A 15,126-nucleotide genomic window follows, 5' to 3' on the forward strand; every position below is an offset into this window, starting at 1 on the left:
CACTGTCACGGTGCGGAACATAGACACAGCGCTGAGGCTGCTCCGGGGCGTCTCGGACGCTCGGAGCCGTGCCGCTACACCCCACCAGCACCATGCACAGCAGCACCACCCACCCACGCGACACGCAGCACCTCCGGGTTGGCTCCTGCCGGAAAGAGCTTGAGGTTACAGCCAGCCCGTCGACGCAAGCGGCCAGCCCAAGGAATGAGCCGCTGGCTCCGCCCCTCGTACCAGAACCCACCGCTTCGGGCACTCCGAACAGTCGCCCGGCGTATTCCAGGGGACGCTCCACCGCCGCCTGATCAGCTCGCGCACCCAGGCCCGTCCCCACGTCAGACGAGCGGTGCACTGATCCGCTTGCGGTGTTCGTCGACGGTCACCATGTGCGTCTCAGCCCACTCTCGCAGGGCATCCAGGGGCGCGATGAGCGTGCGGCCCAGCTCGGTGAGCGAGTAGTGCACCGCTGGGGGGATGGTCGGCTCGACACGTCGTGCAACGAGACCGTCGTACTCGAGCTCGCGCAGCGTCTGGGCCAGCATCTTGCGAGAGATGCCAGGTGCGCGGCGCTGCAGCTCGGCGAAGCGCACCTCGCCTCCCGCGTTCGCGAGCGCGCGGACGAGCATCGACGTCCATTTGTCGCCGATGCGGTCTAGCAGGCGCCGTGTCGGGCATGAGGGGCTGAACAGGTTGCCGCGACGGGCGGGGGCGTTACCTGGAGGTGCCGTCTTGTGGCGGGGGAGGCGGTTTCTTACGGTGACCATGCACCCGATGGTAACCCATGGGAGAGTTCATGAGCGTCTCCGAGCCCCTGCTCGACATCCGCCGCGTCTCCGCCAACGGCATCTCCGTCAATGTCGCCACTGCCGGCGACGGCCCGGCCGTGGTGCTGCTGCATGGGTGGCCCCATACGTGGGAGGTGTGGCGTCCGGTACTGCCAACCCTGGCCTCCACACACCGTGTGATTGCTCCGGACCTGCGCGGCCTGGGTGCCAGTGACAAGCCCGACGATGGCTATCATCTGCACACCCTGGCTGACGATGCCGTCGCGCTGCTGGATGTACTCGGAATCGAACGCGCGGCAGTCGTCGGCATTGACCTGGGCGCACCGGTTGCGTTCATGACCGCAGCCCGCCACCGTGACCGCGTGGAGCGCCTGGTGGTGATGGAGTCGCTGCTGGGCCGCCTGCCCGGCGCCGAGCGCTTCCTCGCCAATGGACCGCCGTGGTGGTTTGGCTTCCACGCCGTCCCCGGCCTGCCCGAGACCGTCCTGGCTGGGAACGTGGGCGCATACATCGACTGGTTCCTGCGGGTCGGGACCTACGGCCTCTCCGGTGTGCCGAAGCCGCTGCGCGACGCGTTCGTTGCCGCCTACGAGGACCCACGCACGTTGCACTGCGGCTTCCAGCACTACCGTGCGATGCCCATCAACGCGGCGCTCATCGCCGAGGCGGTGGCCGAGGGCCCGCTCCGGATGCCCGTCCTCGCGCTGGGCGGCAACGTCGTCGGGGACGCTCTGCACCGCCAGCTCGTCCCGGTCGCACCCGACCTGCGCGGCGCCATCCTGGAGCGCTGCGGCCACATCATCCCCGCCGACGCGCCTGACGCGCTGCTGGCCGAACTCGGGCCATTCCTGGCGGAGAGCCCTGCCGTCTGAGCGCTTCGGGGCGTGCAGCCGTACGAAGCTCCCCTCGGCCAGATACGGCGCCGCGATCCTCTCGCGCGCCAGCGCCGCGCTGATTCCAAAGGAGGTCGCGTTCAAGGCAGACGGGGTGTCGGCAGTGGAGGCTGTCCTTTCCTCACCGGGTGCGGTGGGTGCTGTTGAAGGATGCCGGGCTCCTCTCCGGCGTTCTCACGGTGGTCCTACGCGCGCGGTACATGTCACGTGGGGTGCACGCAGGCACGCCTCAAGGCGCCGATGAGCGGGCGGAAGCGGCGCAGGAAGTCTCCCGGGCCCGCGTTCCCGTTCGTGACGATGCCCACCGCCAGTCCCGTCGAGTGGTCGCCGAAGCCCAGCGTGCAGAAGGCGCCGGCGTGGCCGAAGCAAGGGCTCGTGCCCCACGCCCCGTAGAAGGTGGGCCAGGGCGCGCCCACCAGGAACCCACGGCCCGCGGTGATCGGGAGCCGGTTGCTGCGATCCAGGCCGAAGACGGCTCGAGAGGTATAGGCGCGCACGGTGCTCTCGGCCCACAGCCGCTCTCCGCTCCGGGTGACGCCTCCCCGGACGAGCACCTCATAGAGCCCGGCGAGGTGGGCCGCATTCGTCCAGAGGCTCGCGCCGGGGACGAGCGCCGTCAGGACCTGCGGGGAGTTATAGGCCTGCTCGAGCTGGACGCTGACGTCCACCTGCCCCACGTGCATGGGGCGGGAGCCCACCCAGTAGCTGTGGGCCACCTGTGACGCCTCCGCGGCGCTCCCCTGGAAGCTCAGGCCCTTCAGGCCCGCGGGGGCGAGCAGCTCTCGCTCGCAGAAGGCCGGCAGGGGCTGCCCCGTCACGCGCCGGACGACCTCGGCGAGGATCCACCCGAACTCGTGGGGGTGATAGGCCAGCGTCCCCCGGCGGTAGCGCGGCACGGCCCGCACCAGGGCGTCCACCACCGCCTCCCAGTCTCCCCACCGCTCCCAGGAGTGGATGAAGTCGGGCAGGAGTACTCCGCCCCGGTGCGTCAGGACATCCAGCAGCGTGATGGCGCCCTTGCCGTGGGCCGCGAACTCCGGGAAGTACCGCGCCACCGGTGCCGCGAGCTCCACCTGTCCCGCCTCCTCCAGCCGCGCGATGGCAAGCGCCACCAGCGGCTTGCTCGCCGAGAAGACATTGAAGCGCGTCTGGAGCGTCACGGAGACTGGGGGCTCCACCTGCCGGAACCCCCGGGCCAGCCCCACCGCGAGCTGGGCGACGCAGTGGCCTCCCCGGCGCACGACGAGCTGTCCTCCGGGAAAGACGCCCCGGGCCTGTTGCGAGCGGAAGAGCGCCAGCGCCCGCTCCAGCCGCTCTGCCTCCATGCCCACCGAGGAGGCAGCCACCAGCGGGTCGTGCGGGAAGACGGTGCTCATGGGGGCCTCTCTTAGCGGAATGTACCTGAGAGCTCACCAGGAACGGGCACCTGGGAGAGACATCGGGTCGAGCGCTGTTTCCGTAAGACTGCTCAGCACGACACTCCCAGAGTGGGCTTGGCGGAGTTCCGTGGGAGCCCGGACACTTTCATTCCGATTGAGGCGGGCGTGGCCCGGCTGTCGCTGCGGGCGAGCGGACTGCGGCCGGCCGCCGGATAGTTGCCGAACAACGCGCGCCGTGCCGTATCATCGGCGCGTGACGACGCGGCGCACACTCACCGACCTGATGGACGAGGTGTCCCGCCGCAACCGCGACTGGTCATCGCCGCAGGACCTCGGCTTCGATCGCGCGACGGTCGCGGCCGCCTGGCTAGCGAGCGAAGATCCTCTAGCGATGCTGCTCCTGCTCGCCGCGCTGCATCCCCGACGCGACAAGGAGAAGTGCCTCGAGCTGGCGACCGAGATGTCGTTCTTCGAGCCCATGCGGGTCGAAGCACACACGATGAGTCGCCTCTACGGCGGCGGCGTGAACTTCAATGGTCCGAGTCCGTTCTACTTCATTCGGCTCTGCCAGCGGCTGCGCACCGCCTTACCGTGGATCGAGGACACCAAGCGGTCGCAGCTCGAGCCCGAGCTCGCCGCGGCGATCCGCGTCGTCGTCCACGATCCGTTCACGCTCGTCGGGCCCGCCGCATAGGGCCCGGGACCGCGGTTGGATGGGGCCGGGTTGCTGCGCAGCAGCTTCGCGCTAGGAGCATCCTCTATTCTATGCTCCAGACCGAAGGACTTCGAGCCCAGGCCGCTGCGCAAGTGAAGGCGGCTTCCTGAATGACTTCAACTTGCTGGAGCGGCTGGCGACCCAGTCCTTTCCCGAGGGCGGCTTCCATAAGAGGGGGCCGGTGGTGCCGCGCTAGACCTATGCGTGGCTGACTACGCCGTGGCAGGAGGGGCCGGCTCCACCGGTGCTGAGCTGGCCGCCTCCGTGGCCGCGCGCTGGAGCGGCCTTCGATTCGACAGGTGGGAGGCAACGGCGATGAGCGGCACCACGCCAGCGCCCACGAAGGGAATCATCTGCAACAGCGAGAATGCCAGCAGCACGCCGACGCGAACCGCGCGCGCCACGAGCCGGTGCTTCCATCGCCCGTGCGCGGCCACCGCGTTGGCGCTGGAGAGGCGCAGCACGCACAGCCCTGCCACCAGCCCGATGATCGGCACCGCGCCGATGAGCGCGAGGAGGGGCAGAATCCGCAGCAGCGCGCGATCCGCTGCCCGGAGGAACAGCCGGATGTCGTCCGGGGCCGGGAAGGCCTTGGCGCCGCACCGCGCACAGCACGCCTGAGGCCCGCCCGCCGCGAGTGGCTCGGCGCATGCGCGGCAGCGGCAGCGGGCGAGCAGCGTGAAGACGTGGGCTTGCATGTCCACGGCGGGTCTGCGCGAGGTGCGGCCAATCACATCCAGCGCACTCGGCTCGCGAGGCGCACCACAACCTGGACAGCGCTGCGCCGCGCGATGCGTTGATGTGGCACAAGCAGGGCATGCCATGCGCTCCGACTCCTCCCGAGCACGGAGGAGGAAATACGCGCTGGCTATCAGCCCGGCTGCTGGCAGCACGGCGAAGGCCGCAGCCACCGGCGCGAAGGCGCACAGCGCCATCCCACCGATGACGAAGAGCGTCTCTCCCGCCTCCAGCACCAAGAGGACGCCCAGCTCATCCGCGCCAGGGATGGCTTCCAGCCCCTGGCGGATCCGCGTGTGTGCCCGCGAGTACGCGAGCGTCAGTGCACCCATCGCGCCCACCACCACTCCTCCGAGGAGGAGCGCCGAGGTATGGCGCTCGGAAGAGGAGGCGAAAGCCCCCACCCGGTAGCCCGCGAAAACCATTCCGGACACCGTGGCTGTCGCGACGGCAGCGTGCCAGCGCCACGGGCTCAGGCGCGGCCACACCGCTTCGATGTGGCCCCACACGAAACGCTGCGCCGCCCAGACAACCAAGAGGGTTCCAATCACTCCTCCCGCTGCCAGAACGGGGGCGCCGTGGACACCCGCGCCCGGCTCGAACGCGCCAAAAGCTACGAGCAGAAGGGCGGCGGCGGAGGCCACCAGGGGACGGCTCCCGAAGTACGGCACAGCGCATAGGATCGCCATGTAACCTCCCACGCTTTCTCCTCTTGCTTGGCCGCCGGTCGACAGCGCGGCGCCCACTTTCGAGCGCCGCGCGACCAAGGGTCAAGGAATGGAGTGCAGCCGTGGAGTCCCGCGTCCCTTGAGCTTCCAAAGGGTTGTGACGCGCGTCACAGAAGGCGCGTGAGCCGCTTCACGGAAACGCGAGGCCAGGACGCGCAGTCTTGCAGCCAAAGAACGGGCCTCCCGCCCTTTCTCCTGCAAGGAACCCGCATGTCCCCCGTCCGTCTCTTCGTTCTCCTTCCGTTGATGCTCACGTGGCTCGTGGGCTGTCACTCGGCGCAGCCCGCCGAGGCTTCCGCCACCGGCTCAGTGCGTCTGGCCGCCTCCACGCGCCAGGCTCTCTCCGCCAACGCCATCTCCCGCGTCACCGTCACTTCTTCCGCGGCGGACATGCCCTCCATCACCGTCGAGCTGGCCCAGACCGACGGGGTGTGGGGCGGCATGATCGGCAACATCCCCGCGGGCCTCGAGCGCATCTTCCAGGCCCAGGCCTTCGACGCCGGAGGCGCTCTGCTGTACGAGGGGCAGGCCGAGCACGTCACGGTGGTGGCGGGCCAGGTGACGCTCGTCACGCTCACCCTTCAGGACGTCTCCGCCCCCGAGCCCTACGAGAATGAGGCACCCCTCATCGACTCGGTGGTGGCCGCGCCGCTGGTGGTGGCGCCGGGCGGCACTGTGACGCTGGCGGGGAGCGCCCACGATCTCAACCCGGGTGACACGCTGGCCTACGCGTGGACGGCCAGCGCGGGAAGCTTCGCGGCGCCCTCGGATGCCAGCACCACGTGGAGCGCTCCGGCGGACAACGGCCCGGTGACGCTGGCGCTCACGGTGAGCGACGCGCGCGGCGCGGCCTCCTCGGTGTCGCTCGTGGTGAACGTCTCGGCTGGCGAGGGTGGGGCGGTGCTGGACGTGCGCTTCAACAGCCGTCCGGCGGTGATGGGCTTCACCTCCTCGGAGTCGCAGCTCGAGGTGGGGGAGAGCACCCTGCTCACGGTGTCGGCGGCGGACCTGGATGGGGACGCGCTGAGCTACCAGTGGAGCGCTTCGTGCGCGGGCAGCCTGCAGGAGCTCGGCCTGGGCGTCGCGAGCTTCACGCCCAGCGCTCTGCCCGCCGCGGCGTGCAACAACTGCCAGCTGAGCGTCAGTGTCTCCGACGGACGCGGCGGCCAGACGAGCGCGACGCTCGCGCTCTGCGTGACCGAGCCCACAGTCCACGCCCTGCCTCCTCGCGTGATCCGCTCCTACCAGTCGAGCCTCACGGCCCGCGCGAACCAGCAGCTCATCTTCGAGGTCGTGGCCAGTGATCCGCAGGGGAGCGCGCTGAGCTTCCAGTGGGGTGCCGCGAGTGGCGTGTTCGGCGCTTCCACGGACTCGGCCACCAGCAGCCGGGTGGCCTGGACCGCGCCGGCCTGCATCAACGACAGCTCTCAGGGCTCGCTGAGCGTCACCCTCACCAACGCCGCGAACCTGACGGCCGTCCAGACCTTCTCCGTGACGGGGCTGCCGACTTGCACGTCCAACGGGAGCTGGGTGCCCGTGGGCGCCATGGTGGAGCCGCGGCTCGGGCACCAGGCGGAGGTGCTGCCCTCGGGCAAGGTGCTCGTCATGGGCGGCAATGGGCCGGGCGGCGACAAGGCCACGGCCGAGATTTATGACCCTGTCTCCCAGACTTGGGCGGCCACCGGCTCCATGAGCCAGACCCGGAGCTACTTCAGCGCAGTGTCGCTGCCCTCGGGGCAGGTGCTGGTCTCTGGAGGCGAGCAGGGCTGGAACAGCTACGACACGGCCGAGCTGTATGATCCGTCCACGGGGAGCTGGTCGCCGACCCCCCGCATGAATGTGCCGCGCAAGGGCCACACCCTGACGGTGTTGCCCTCGGGCAAGGTGCTCGCCGCCGGAGGCACCACCGCGACGGCGGAGTTGTATGATCCGGCGAGCGGCACCTGGACGCTCACCGGCTCCATGAGCATGTCCCGCTACGGGCACACGGCCGTGCTGCTGTCCTCGGGCAAGGTGCTCGTCATGGGCGGCTGGAGCGCGACGGCGGAGCTGTACAATCCGGAGACCGGCACCTGGACGGCTACCGGCTCTCTGAACATCCCCCGGAACCCGGGGCACACTGCCACGCTGCTCCCTTCGGGCAAGGTGCTCGTCGCGAGCGGCAACGCCGATGGTGGCACGGTGGCGGAGCTGTACGATCCGGCGACCGGCACCTGGACGGCCGCGGGCTCTGCGCTGAATGCGCATGCCGGGGCCACGGCCACGCTGCTCCCTTCGGGCAAGGTGCTTGTCGTGGGCGGCAACCTCGATAACAGCGCGGCGGCGGTGCTGTACGATGTTGCCTCTGGGACGTGGGCTCCTGTCGCCTCGATGGGACCGGCTCAGTACAGGCACACCGCGACGCTGCTGTCGTCCGGCAAGGTGCTCTTCACCAGCCGCTCCACGGTGCTCTACCAGCCCTGAGCGTCTGGCTGACTCGCTGGGCCTGAGCAAACCCTTCCACGGGTGGTTCAGTCCCAGGATCCACTGCCAGTAGTCCGCTCACTCACTGTTCCCTCAAGCAGGTGCGGAGCCTGGGCTTACGGAGGAGAGCCCCGCCTTCTCGGTCCCTCTGCACCAGCCCTCACCCTCAGCACAGCTCCTATCTGTCTTAGAACCTGGAATCTGTAGAGCCAGCGCGTGTCCAGGCTCGCATGCTGGCTCGGTAGAAGCCCGCCAGGATGGCGGCCCCGCAGCCCTTGGCGTTCAGCGCCCCGGCAGAAGGAAGGCGACCCACCGCCGGACCATCTGGCGCGGCGTGGTGGGGCTGCCCAAAGGTGGACGGGAACGAACGGTGGATCTCCCCGCGTCGGCAGTGGAGGCACTCAAGGGACACCGCCACCAGCTAGAGACGCCAGAGGGGCACACTGAGGTCACATGAAGGAAACGAGGACAAAGAAAAACTCAGCAACCCGTTAAGATTGCTGGGCTTCTCGGGATGGAGGCGGCGGGAATCGAACCCGCCGCCGAGCGAGAACACAACCTGTGCATCAGGTTACGGCGTGGGGCCGCCGAGGAGCGACGCCAGGCGCTGCGCGAGCCGCGTGCGGGCCGCTTGAACCTGCGCATCCGTCTTCGCCGTGTCGTAGGGCGCCGGGAAGAGGCTTCGCGCGATGTCCTGCGCCTCGGTGCCGTAGCCCAGCCGGCGCAGCTGCTCGAGGTACTCGTAGTCCTCGTAACCATCGCGCACGTTCTTCATCCGAACCGACTCGATGGGGATGGGGTCCGTGCCTCCAATGCGGGCCACCGTCCCGGCGTACATCATGTTCCCGTCGCCGTTGCCCGTCGCGTAGTACTGGTCGTCCCAGGCATGGGGCAGGAGCATGGCCATGTCGTAGTAGAGCGTCCCCGTCAGCCGGTAGCGGAACGCCAGCCACGCCATGGCCCGGCTCTCCGAGGCGGGCGCATCAATCTCGAGCCCCGCCCAGCCGTTCGTATACGGTTTGTCATTTTCCACGCAGCCGTGGCTTCCGCAGGCGGCGTACATCCAGAGCTCCTTGGGCCGTCCCCCCGAGTTCTGGAGGAACGAGTCATAGAGCGGTCGCTGGTCACCCGCGAACCAGGGACCACCGGCCGGCCCGTCCAGCAGCTCGACGTTGACGACCATGATGTCGGTCTTCTCCGTGCCCCCGTTCTCCTGTGCGCTCTGGATATGGGCGGTCACCATCCGGGGCGCTGCGGGCCAGGCCCTCTCGGCCTGCGCGAGGTAGTCCTTGCAGATCAACCAGTTGTTGTGGTCGTCGCCATACTTCGGGAAGAAGTGCGGCTCGTCGCACCCGTAGATGAAGGCGATGTTCTCGAACCCGTTCAGCCGCGCCTCTTCCTTCCACGCGCCCACGTCGTAGTTCTTGTGCATGTTCACCTGGTACGTGGTGAGCCGGGCGCCAGGGAGGCGAGTGGGCGCGGTGCCCTTGATGAAGGGCAGGGTATAGGTCCGGAACTCCTGGATGCCGGTGGTGCTGCCCGTCCGCAGGTTGGTGGCGTGCGCGCGCGCCGTGGTGATGCGGTTGTCGAGCGCCGAGCGAACGAACAGTTGCTTGGCCTTGGCGCGGGCGACGAGGTCGGTCTCACAGTTGGGCGTTCCGAGCTGGCACTCCATGCCCGGCGTGAAGCCGAACGAGCTCTTGAGCGTCGTGGTGGAGGGGAGCGTGAAGTTGAGCACCTTCAGCTCGACAGGGATGTTCTGCGACAGGTTCTCGGCCGTGAGCTGGAGGGTTCCCCGGTACACGCCCGCGGCGGCGTCGATGGGGACCAGCACGTCGACCCAGAGGGTCCGGTTCTCACCCGCGGGCACATCGACAGGGAACGCGTTTCGCGTCTGGCCCAGCAGCGGGTCGACCGCGGGGATGAGCGGATCCGGCCAGCGCCCCGTCGCCCCTTCCAGGTCAGACGGGGTGCGGACGTTGTAGTAGCCCTCGCGATACACGGTCACGTTCCGGCTCGGGATGACGGCGCCGTTAGGGCCGGTGAGCGGCCCGGAGAAGGACGCGCGAAGCCCGCGCAGCGGCGCGCTCGGTGCCTTGACGACGACCTGGAACGACTCGAACTCGTTGCGAGCCGCGAAGATGGCAGCACGGGACGGGCCCTCAGGCATCTCTTGGGGACGCACCTTCACCGCCGAGCCGAGCACGACGTAGTTCGAAGGCATGCCCACCTCTACGTAGGCGGCCCGGATGTTGGCATCGGGGCCACCGAGGCTGCGGAAGCGCAGGCGCAGGTCATCCAGCTCCAGCCGCTGGCCGACTTTGAAGCGGACCGACCGCCAGCCGAACCCCGCCGTCGCGGGGACGAGGACACTGGCGCGCACCTGGCTGCCCGTGACGGCCTCCACGCGCACCTGCGTCCCAGCGCCGGTGTTGCCGTAGAACCAGGCAGTCACCTCTCCCGGATCGCCGCGGTACATGGACGGGTTCTGCAGGCTCACCTCGGTGACCTGATCCGCTCCGCCCGCCCAGAGATAATCGTTGTCAGCAGAGACGGCGGCCGGCTGCGTGACCGGCTCGTCGAGCTTCTCCCAGGCGCTGCCCGTGTCGCCGGTGCGCCATCCGGACTGGACGGTGCCATCCGGGCGGAGGGCCTGACTGGTGACCAGCGCCTCCTGGACCATTCCTGGCTGTTCGGTATCGGCTGTCACCGGGGCAGAGGGTTGTTCGGCGTCACCTGCCCCCGGGTCGAGCGGCGGTGAGCCGTCGCCTGCCATCGGGTCGAAGCCCTCGCCACACGACGTCAGCAGCAGTAAGGCAGTCACAACAGAGAGTGAGAGGGCGCCGAGCCGGCTCCGCATGCAGTCTGATCCTTTGCGCTTTGTATGTGTGTGCTGCCGAACACCTCCCTTTGCGCGGTGTATTTCCCCGGCGGCTGCTGGCTGGGATTGCGGGTGGGCAACGCCTCATGAGCGCGCTTGGCGCGAGGCGGTACGACCGGCTGTTCGCTCGATGGGTGAGCGATCAACCTCAGTCAGGGCTCGGCCCACTGCCTGAGCAGGTTGTGGTAGATGCCCGTCAGCATGACCAGGGAGGGGCTCTTGGGCACCTCCCGGGTGAGCTGCATGATCGACGTGTCGAGGTCGAAGAGCAGCGCTCGCTTGCTCACATCGCGAATCATGCTCTGCACCCAGAAGAAGGAGGCCAGCCGCACTCCTCGCGTCACGGGCGTGACGTGGTGCAGGCTGGAGGCGGGGTAGATGATGAGATCCCCCGCCGGCAGCTTCACCGAGTGGCTGCCATACGTGTCCTCCACGACGAGCTCTCCCCCGTCGTAGCTCTCCGGGTCGGAGAGGAAGAGCGTCGCCGAGACGTCCGTGCGCAAGCGCAGCGGCGTCCCGGTGATCGGACGGATGGCATTGTCCACGTGCGAGCCGAAGTTCATCCCCGGCTCGTAGCGGTTGAACAGCGGCGGGAAGACCCGCTGCGGCAACACCGCCGAGATGAACAGGGGGCTGCGCTCGAGCGCCCCCAGCACCAGATCCCCCAGCATCCGCGCCGCCGGGCTGTTCTCCGGAAGCTGCAGGTTCTTCTTCACCTGTGCTGACTGGTGGCCGGCCGTGCTGCGGCCGTCCTCCCAGTCAGCTCGGGCGAAGGTCTCCCGGCAGTGGGTCACCTGCTCGGCGGTGAGGACGTGGGGGATGTGCACCAACATGGCTAGAACCGGTACTTGCCGGACACGCTGACCGTGCGGCCCTCCGCCGGAACCGCGTGCCCTGCGTAGTACTGCGAATAGTAGAGCGCGTTCGTCAGGTTGTTGAGGTTGAGCTGCACCTCTACCTTGCCCCAGTGGTAGCCCGCCACCGCGTCGAAGCGCCAGTAGTTGGGCACCTTGAGGAAAGCGACCGTCGCGGAGGCCGGGTTGTTGACCGTCGTCACGCTCTGATAGATGGCGCCGCCTCCCAACGTGAGGTTCTCGATGACCTCGTAGGTCGTCCAGAGCGAGAGGCTGTTCTTCGGAGTGTTCGGCAGCGGCTGGCCTTCCAGGTAGTCATTGCTGTGCTCCAGGATGGCCGAGTAGATGTGCGTGAAGTTCGCGAACAGCCGCAGGCGCTCGGTCACGGTGCCGGCCACGCCCACGTTGTAGCCCTCCGCGCGCTGCCGGCCCGCCAGGATCTGCGGAGGCCCGCTCGGATCCGTGTTCGGCACGCGCGCATTCCTCTTGTCGATGCGGAACACCGCCGCGCTCAGCCCCAGCCGGTCCTCCAGGAGGTCAGCCTTGGCGCCCGCTTCGATGATCCGGTTCTTCTCGGGCTCGAGGCTCTCGGTGGCTGCATCGAGCGTCCCGGCCTCCGCGGACGGATTGGCGGAGGTGCCATACATGGCATAGACGCTCGTCTTCTCCAGCGGGTGCAGCACGAGCCCCGCGCGCCAGTTGAGGAAGGTGTCCTTGTTCTCCAGGTGGGTGACGGCTCCCGCGTTGTTCGTCGAGGCGTAGTCCGTGCTGAAGATGTCGTAGCGCAGTGAGCCGACGAGCTCGAGGTATTGGGTGATGCCGAGCTGCTCCGACGCATAGAACGCCAACGTGCGCTGGATGCCCGCGTTGCTGGTGGAGAAGACTCGGTCGACCGAGGAAAGGTCCGGCGTGGGGTTCGGATCAAACAGATCCGCGGGCAGGTTCGTGCCCGAGGGAAGGCCTTGCGCCAACAGATTGTAGCGGCGCTGTTCCCGCGTCTCCCGGGACCACTCGAGCCCGATGTTCGCCGTGTGCTTGGCGATACCGGTCTCGAACTCTCCGCGCAGATCCAACTGGTCCACCAGATAGGTGTTGTCCGTCGCGGTCTCGAAGCGCTGCCGTCCAATCGTGGTGGGAGCCCCGGCGGGCGTCAGGCCGCGCGGCGCCGTGGGCCGGGCGAACCGATCCACGCCGCCGTAGCGCAGCGTGTTCGTCAGGCTTAGGGCGGGGCTGAACTGGTGCTGGATACGGCCCGTGGCGATGTGGGCGTTGACCCGCTCCGTGTCCGAGTCCTGCACGCCGTAGAACGTCTCTCGGGGGACTTCCAGGGTGTTCGAGACCGGGTAGCCGTTGAAGTAGGGCTCACCGTAGTCCGGGACACTGTCCTCTCGCTGGTAGAGGTAGTCGAACTCGAGCGAGGTGCGCTCCGCCAGCGCGAAGCGCAGCGAGGGGGCGATGCCCGCGCGGTTGGCCTTCACCACGTCGCGGTCCGCCACATCCGCCAGCTGCCCCGTCGCGTTGATGCGGACCTGGAAGCGCTCGGAGACCGCCTCGTTCACGTCCAGCGCCAGCCGCCCCGACGGCGCCGTGCCCGCCGTGAGCGACAGTTCCTGGAAGGACCTGCGCTGAGGCTTCTTCGTGGCGAGGTTGATGGCCCCTCCCGTCGAGCCTCGGCCGAAGAGCACGGCGGAGGGCCCGAAGTAGACCTCCACTCCCCCCAGGTTGAAGGTGTCTCGCGTGTACCAGCCGATATCGCGCACGCCGTCGCGGCTCACGTCCGTCTGCGCCGAGAAGCCGCGGAGGATGAAGGAGTCTCCCTGCCGGCCGCCCTCGCCCGCGCTGACCGTGATTCCCGAGACGTTGCGCAAGGCCTCGCGAACCGTCGTCGCCTTCTGCTCCTCGAGCACCTTCTCCGGGACCACCGTGACGCTCTGAGGCGTGTTGATCAGCGGCGTGGGCAGGCGCGTGAGGTTGCTCTCCTCGACGCGGTAGGTCTCGGCCTCGCCCTGCACCTGGACCGTCGGCAGCACGAACTGGCCCTCGGTCCCCGCCGAATCCTGGGGCGCTGCAGCGGGAGCCGCCGTCGCTGGCGCCTCGGGCTGGGGCTGCGCGGGGAGTCCCGCCGGCTGCGGTGGAGGCGTGGAGGGACGCTCCTCGGTCACGGGCGGCGCGGCAGGTGCCGCGGCCTCCTGGGCGAGCGCTCCAGGGGTGATCAGCGCGGACGCCAGTCCGACGGCCGCAGGCCCCCAGGGACGCACCACCCCGCGCAAGCCTCCCGCGGTGCCCTTCGTCGAGCGAATGCCCGTGCCACCCTTCTTTGACGCTCCCACGTTTACCCCGCTGTTGGCGTTAATTGTGATTTTGATTCTCAGTTGCAAGAAACGGCCGGAGGCTGTCCAGCTCCTGCTTCAAGAAGAGGCGGAGGCGGGTTCAGCTCCTGCTTCAGGAAACGACCGGAGGCTGTTCCAGCTCCTGCTCCGTGGTCGCCACCGTGGACCGGCGGCGGAAGAAGCGCCGCCAGGAGAGGGTGAAGCCGGTCCACATCAGGAAGGCTCCCGCCAAGGAGGCCACTCCCGCGACGAGCTGGCCCGCCCACCCGAGCGCCTGTCCCGTGTGCAGGAAGCGCAGCCAGGTGCGGATCTGCCGGCCACTGTTGTAGTCAGCGAAGGTCTCCCGGCGCAGCACCTCCGCCGTGAAGGGATTGAGCGAGAGCTGCGCGGAAGCGAAGAGGGGCCATCCTCCCTGCTCCTTGATGGAGAAGGTCATGGCCTGCGGCCCGCGTGGACCTCCTTCGCGCGGGGCTCCTTCGCGTGGGCCACCCTCGCGCTGCCCTCCAGGCCGGGGGCCTCCGCCCATGCGCAGCGAGATGCTCTCCCAGGCGGGCACCTGCTTCTGGGCCTCCGCGAAAAGCGCGTCGACACCCAGGGGCGTGGCACCGGGAGGCGGCTCGGGCACCTTGACTGCGGTCTGCCCGAACGGGCCCGAGTTGGCGGGCGGCTCATTCCCGGTGAGTGTGAAGATGAGGTCCGAGACCGCCTTGTAGGACATGACCACGCCCGACGCGGTCAGGACGACGAGGATGGGCATGGCCCAGAAGCCCGCCGCGTTGTGCCAGTTGAAGTCTCGCGCCTTGCCCTTCAGCCCGCCCTTGAACCAGAGGACCGGGCGCACCGTCTTCCACGTCCACCTGCGAGGCCACCAGAGGTACAAGCCAGAGACAGCCAGGAACAGGAAGGCCGCATTGCAGACGCCGGTGACTCCTCGGCCCAGTGCGCGATGGTCCTCGGAGGTGGCCAGCCACCGGTGCAGTTCTTCCATTTGATGCAAGAAGGCACGCAGCCCTTTTCCTCCCTGCTCCCGGACGTCGCCCGTGTAGGGGTCCACGTAGACGCCGCTCCCGCGGCCCGTGCTCACCAGCACGGCGGACTCCGGATCGGCGTACACCGTCACGCCTTGAGGCTGCACCCCAGGCTTGGCCGCGCGCACTCGCGCCAACAGCTCTTCCACGGGGAGGCGGGCGGCTCCGGACGGGGGGGGCTGCACCTGCCGGGCCTCGCGATCCGCCCATTGCTCGAGCTGCGGCTCGAAGGCGAGCGCCGCTCCCGTCAGCGACATGAGGCCGATGATGATCCCAGCCACGAGGCCGGAGACCAGGTGCATCCAGAAGAGGATCGTGCGGAAGGTGCTTTTCAT

The 15,126-nt window shown here is 68.7% G+C and carries 10 protein-coding genes and 1 pseudogene; 4 read left to right on the plus strand and 7 right to left on the minus strand.

Going from position 1 to position 15,126, the window contains the following annotated elements:
* Window positions 1–332: 332 nt before the first annotated feature.
* Window positions 333–761, minus strand: coding sequence for a winged helix-turn-helix transcriptional regulator (locus DB31_RS05005; RefSeq protein ID WP_044183014.1), 429 nt, complete (start codon window positions 759–761; stop codon window positions 333–335).
* 29 nt (window positions 762–790) lie between these two features.
* Between DB31_RS05005 and DB31_RS05010 the strand changes: the two genes are divergently transcribed.
* Window positions 791–1,654: an alpha/beta fold hydrolase gene (locus DB31_RS05010; protein ID WP_044183912.1), complete on the plus strand. Its 864-nt coding sequence runs from the start codon at window positions 791–793 to the stop codon at window positions 1,652–1,654.
* A gap of 224 nt (window positions 1,655–1,878) precedes the next feature.
* On the opposite strand, the gene DB31_RS05015 is transcribed toward DB31_RS05010, so the two are convergent.
* Complete coding sequence (locus DB31_RS05015) at window positions 1,879–3,051, minus strand: serine hydrolase domain-containing protein (protein ID WP_044183017.1); 1,173 nt, start codon at window positions 3,049–3,051, stop codon at window positions 1,879–1,881.
* Window positions 3,052–3,307: 256 nt separating this feature from the next.
* Between DB31_RS05015 and DB31_RS05020 the strand changes: the two genes are divergently transcribed.
* Window positions 3,308–3,748, plus strand: a complete 441-nt coding sequence (locus DB31_RS05020; RefSeq protein ID WP_044183020.1) for a hypothetical protein — start codon at window positions 3,308–3,310, stop codon at window positions 3,746–3,748.
* Window positions 3,749–3,981: 233 nt separating this feature from the next.
* Here DB31_RS05020 and DB31_RS05025 read toward each other — a convergent pair whose 3' ends face one another.
* Window positions 3,982–5,196 (minus strand): hypothetical protein, encoded by a 1,215-nt coding sequence (locus DB31_RS05025; protein WP_157231835.1) that lies wholly within the window; start codon window positions 5,194–5,196, stop codon window positions 3,982–3,984.
* A 249-nt stretch (window positions 5,197–5,445) separates the two neighbouring features.
* On the opposite strand from DB31_RS05025, the gene DB31_RS05030 reads away from it, so the two are divergent.
* The gene (locus tag DB31_RS05030) at window positions 5,446–7,698 is read left to right on the plus strand and encodes a Kelch repeat-containing protein (RefSeq protein WP_044183026.1); all 2,253 of its coding nucleotides are present in this window, start codon (window positions 5,446–5,448) and stop codon (window positions 7,696–7,698) included.
* A gap of 295 nt (window positions 7,699–7,993) precedes the next feature.
* Window positions 7,994–8,116 (plus strand): annotated as a pseudogene (locus tag DB31_RS50300) (tyrosine-type recombinase/integrase); the annotation flags it as partial.
* Window positions 8,117–8,269: 153 nt separating this feature from the next.
* Here the strand turns inward: DB31_RS50300 and DB31_RS05035 are convergent.
* From DB31_RS05035 to DB31_RS05050, 4 genes are all read right to left on the minus strand, one after another.
* Complete coding sequence (locus tag DB31_RS05035; RefSeq protein WP_083968019.1) at window positions 8,270–10,558, minus strand: DUF4091 domain-containing protein; 2,289 nt, start codon at window positions 10,556–10,558, stop codon at window positions 8,270–8,272.
* Window positions 10,559–10,731: 173 nt separating this feature from the next.
* Window positions 10,732–11,412 carry a Fe2+-dependent dioxygenase gene (locus DB31_RS05040; RefSeq protein ID WP_044183030.1) on the minus strand — a complete coding sequence of 227 codons (681 nt, stop codon included), beginning with the start codon at window positions 11,410–11,412 and terminating at the stop codon, window positions 10,732–10,734.
* 2 nt (window positions 11,413–11,414) lie between these two features.
* Window positions 11,415–13,763, minus strand: a complete 2,349-nt coding sequence (locus tag DB31_RS05045) for a TonB-dependent receptor (protein ID WP_052419723.1) — start codon at window positions 13,761–13,763, stop codon at window positions 11,415–11,417.
* Window positions 13,764–13,875: 112 nt separating this feature from the next.
* Window positions 13,876–15,126, minus strand: coding sequence for a PepSY-associated TM helix domain-containing protein (locus tag DB31_RS05050; RefSeq protein ID WP_044183032.1), 1,251 nt, complete (start codon window positions 15,124–15,126; stop codon window positions 13,876–13,878).

Origin of the sequence: Hyalangium minutum, assembly GCF_000737315.1 — a bacterium.
GTDB classification, from domain to species: Bacteria; Myxococcota; Myxococcia; order Myxococcales; family Myxococcaceae; genus Hyalangium; species Hyalangium minutum.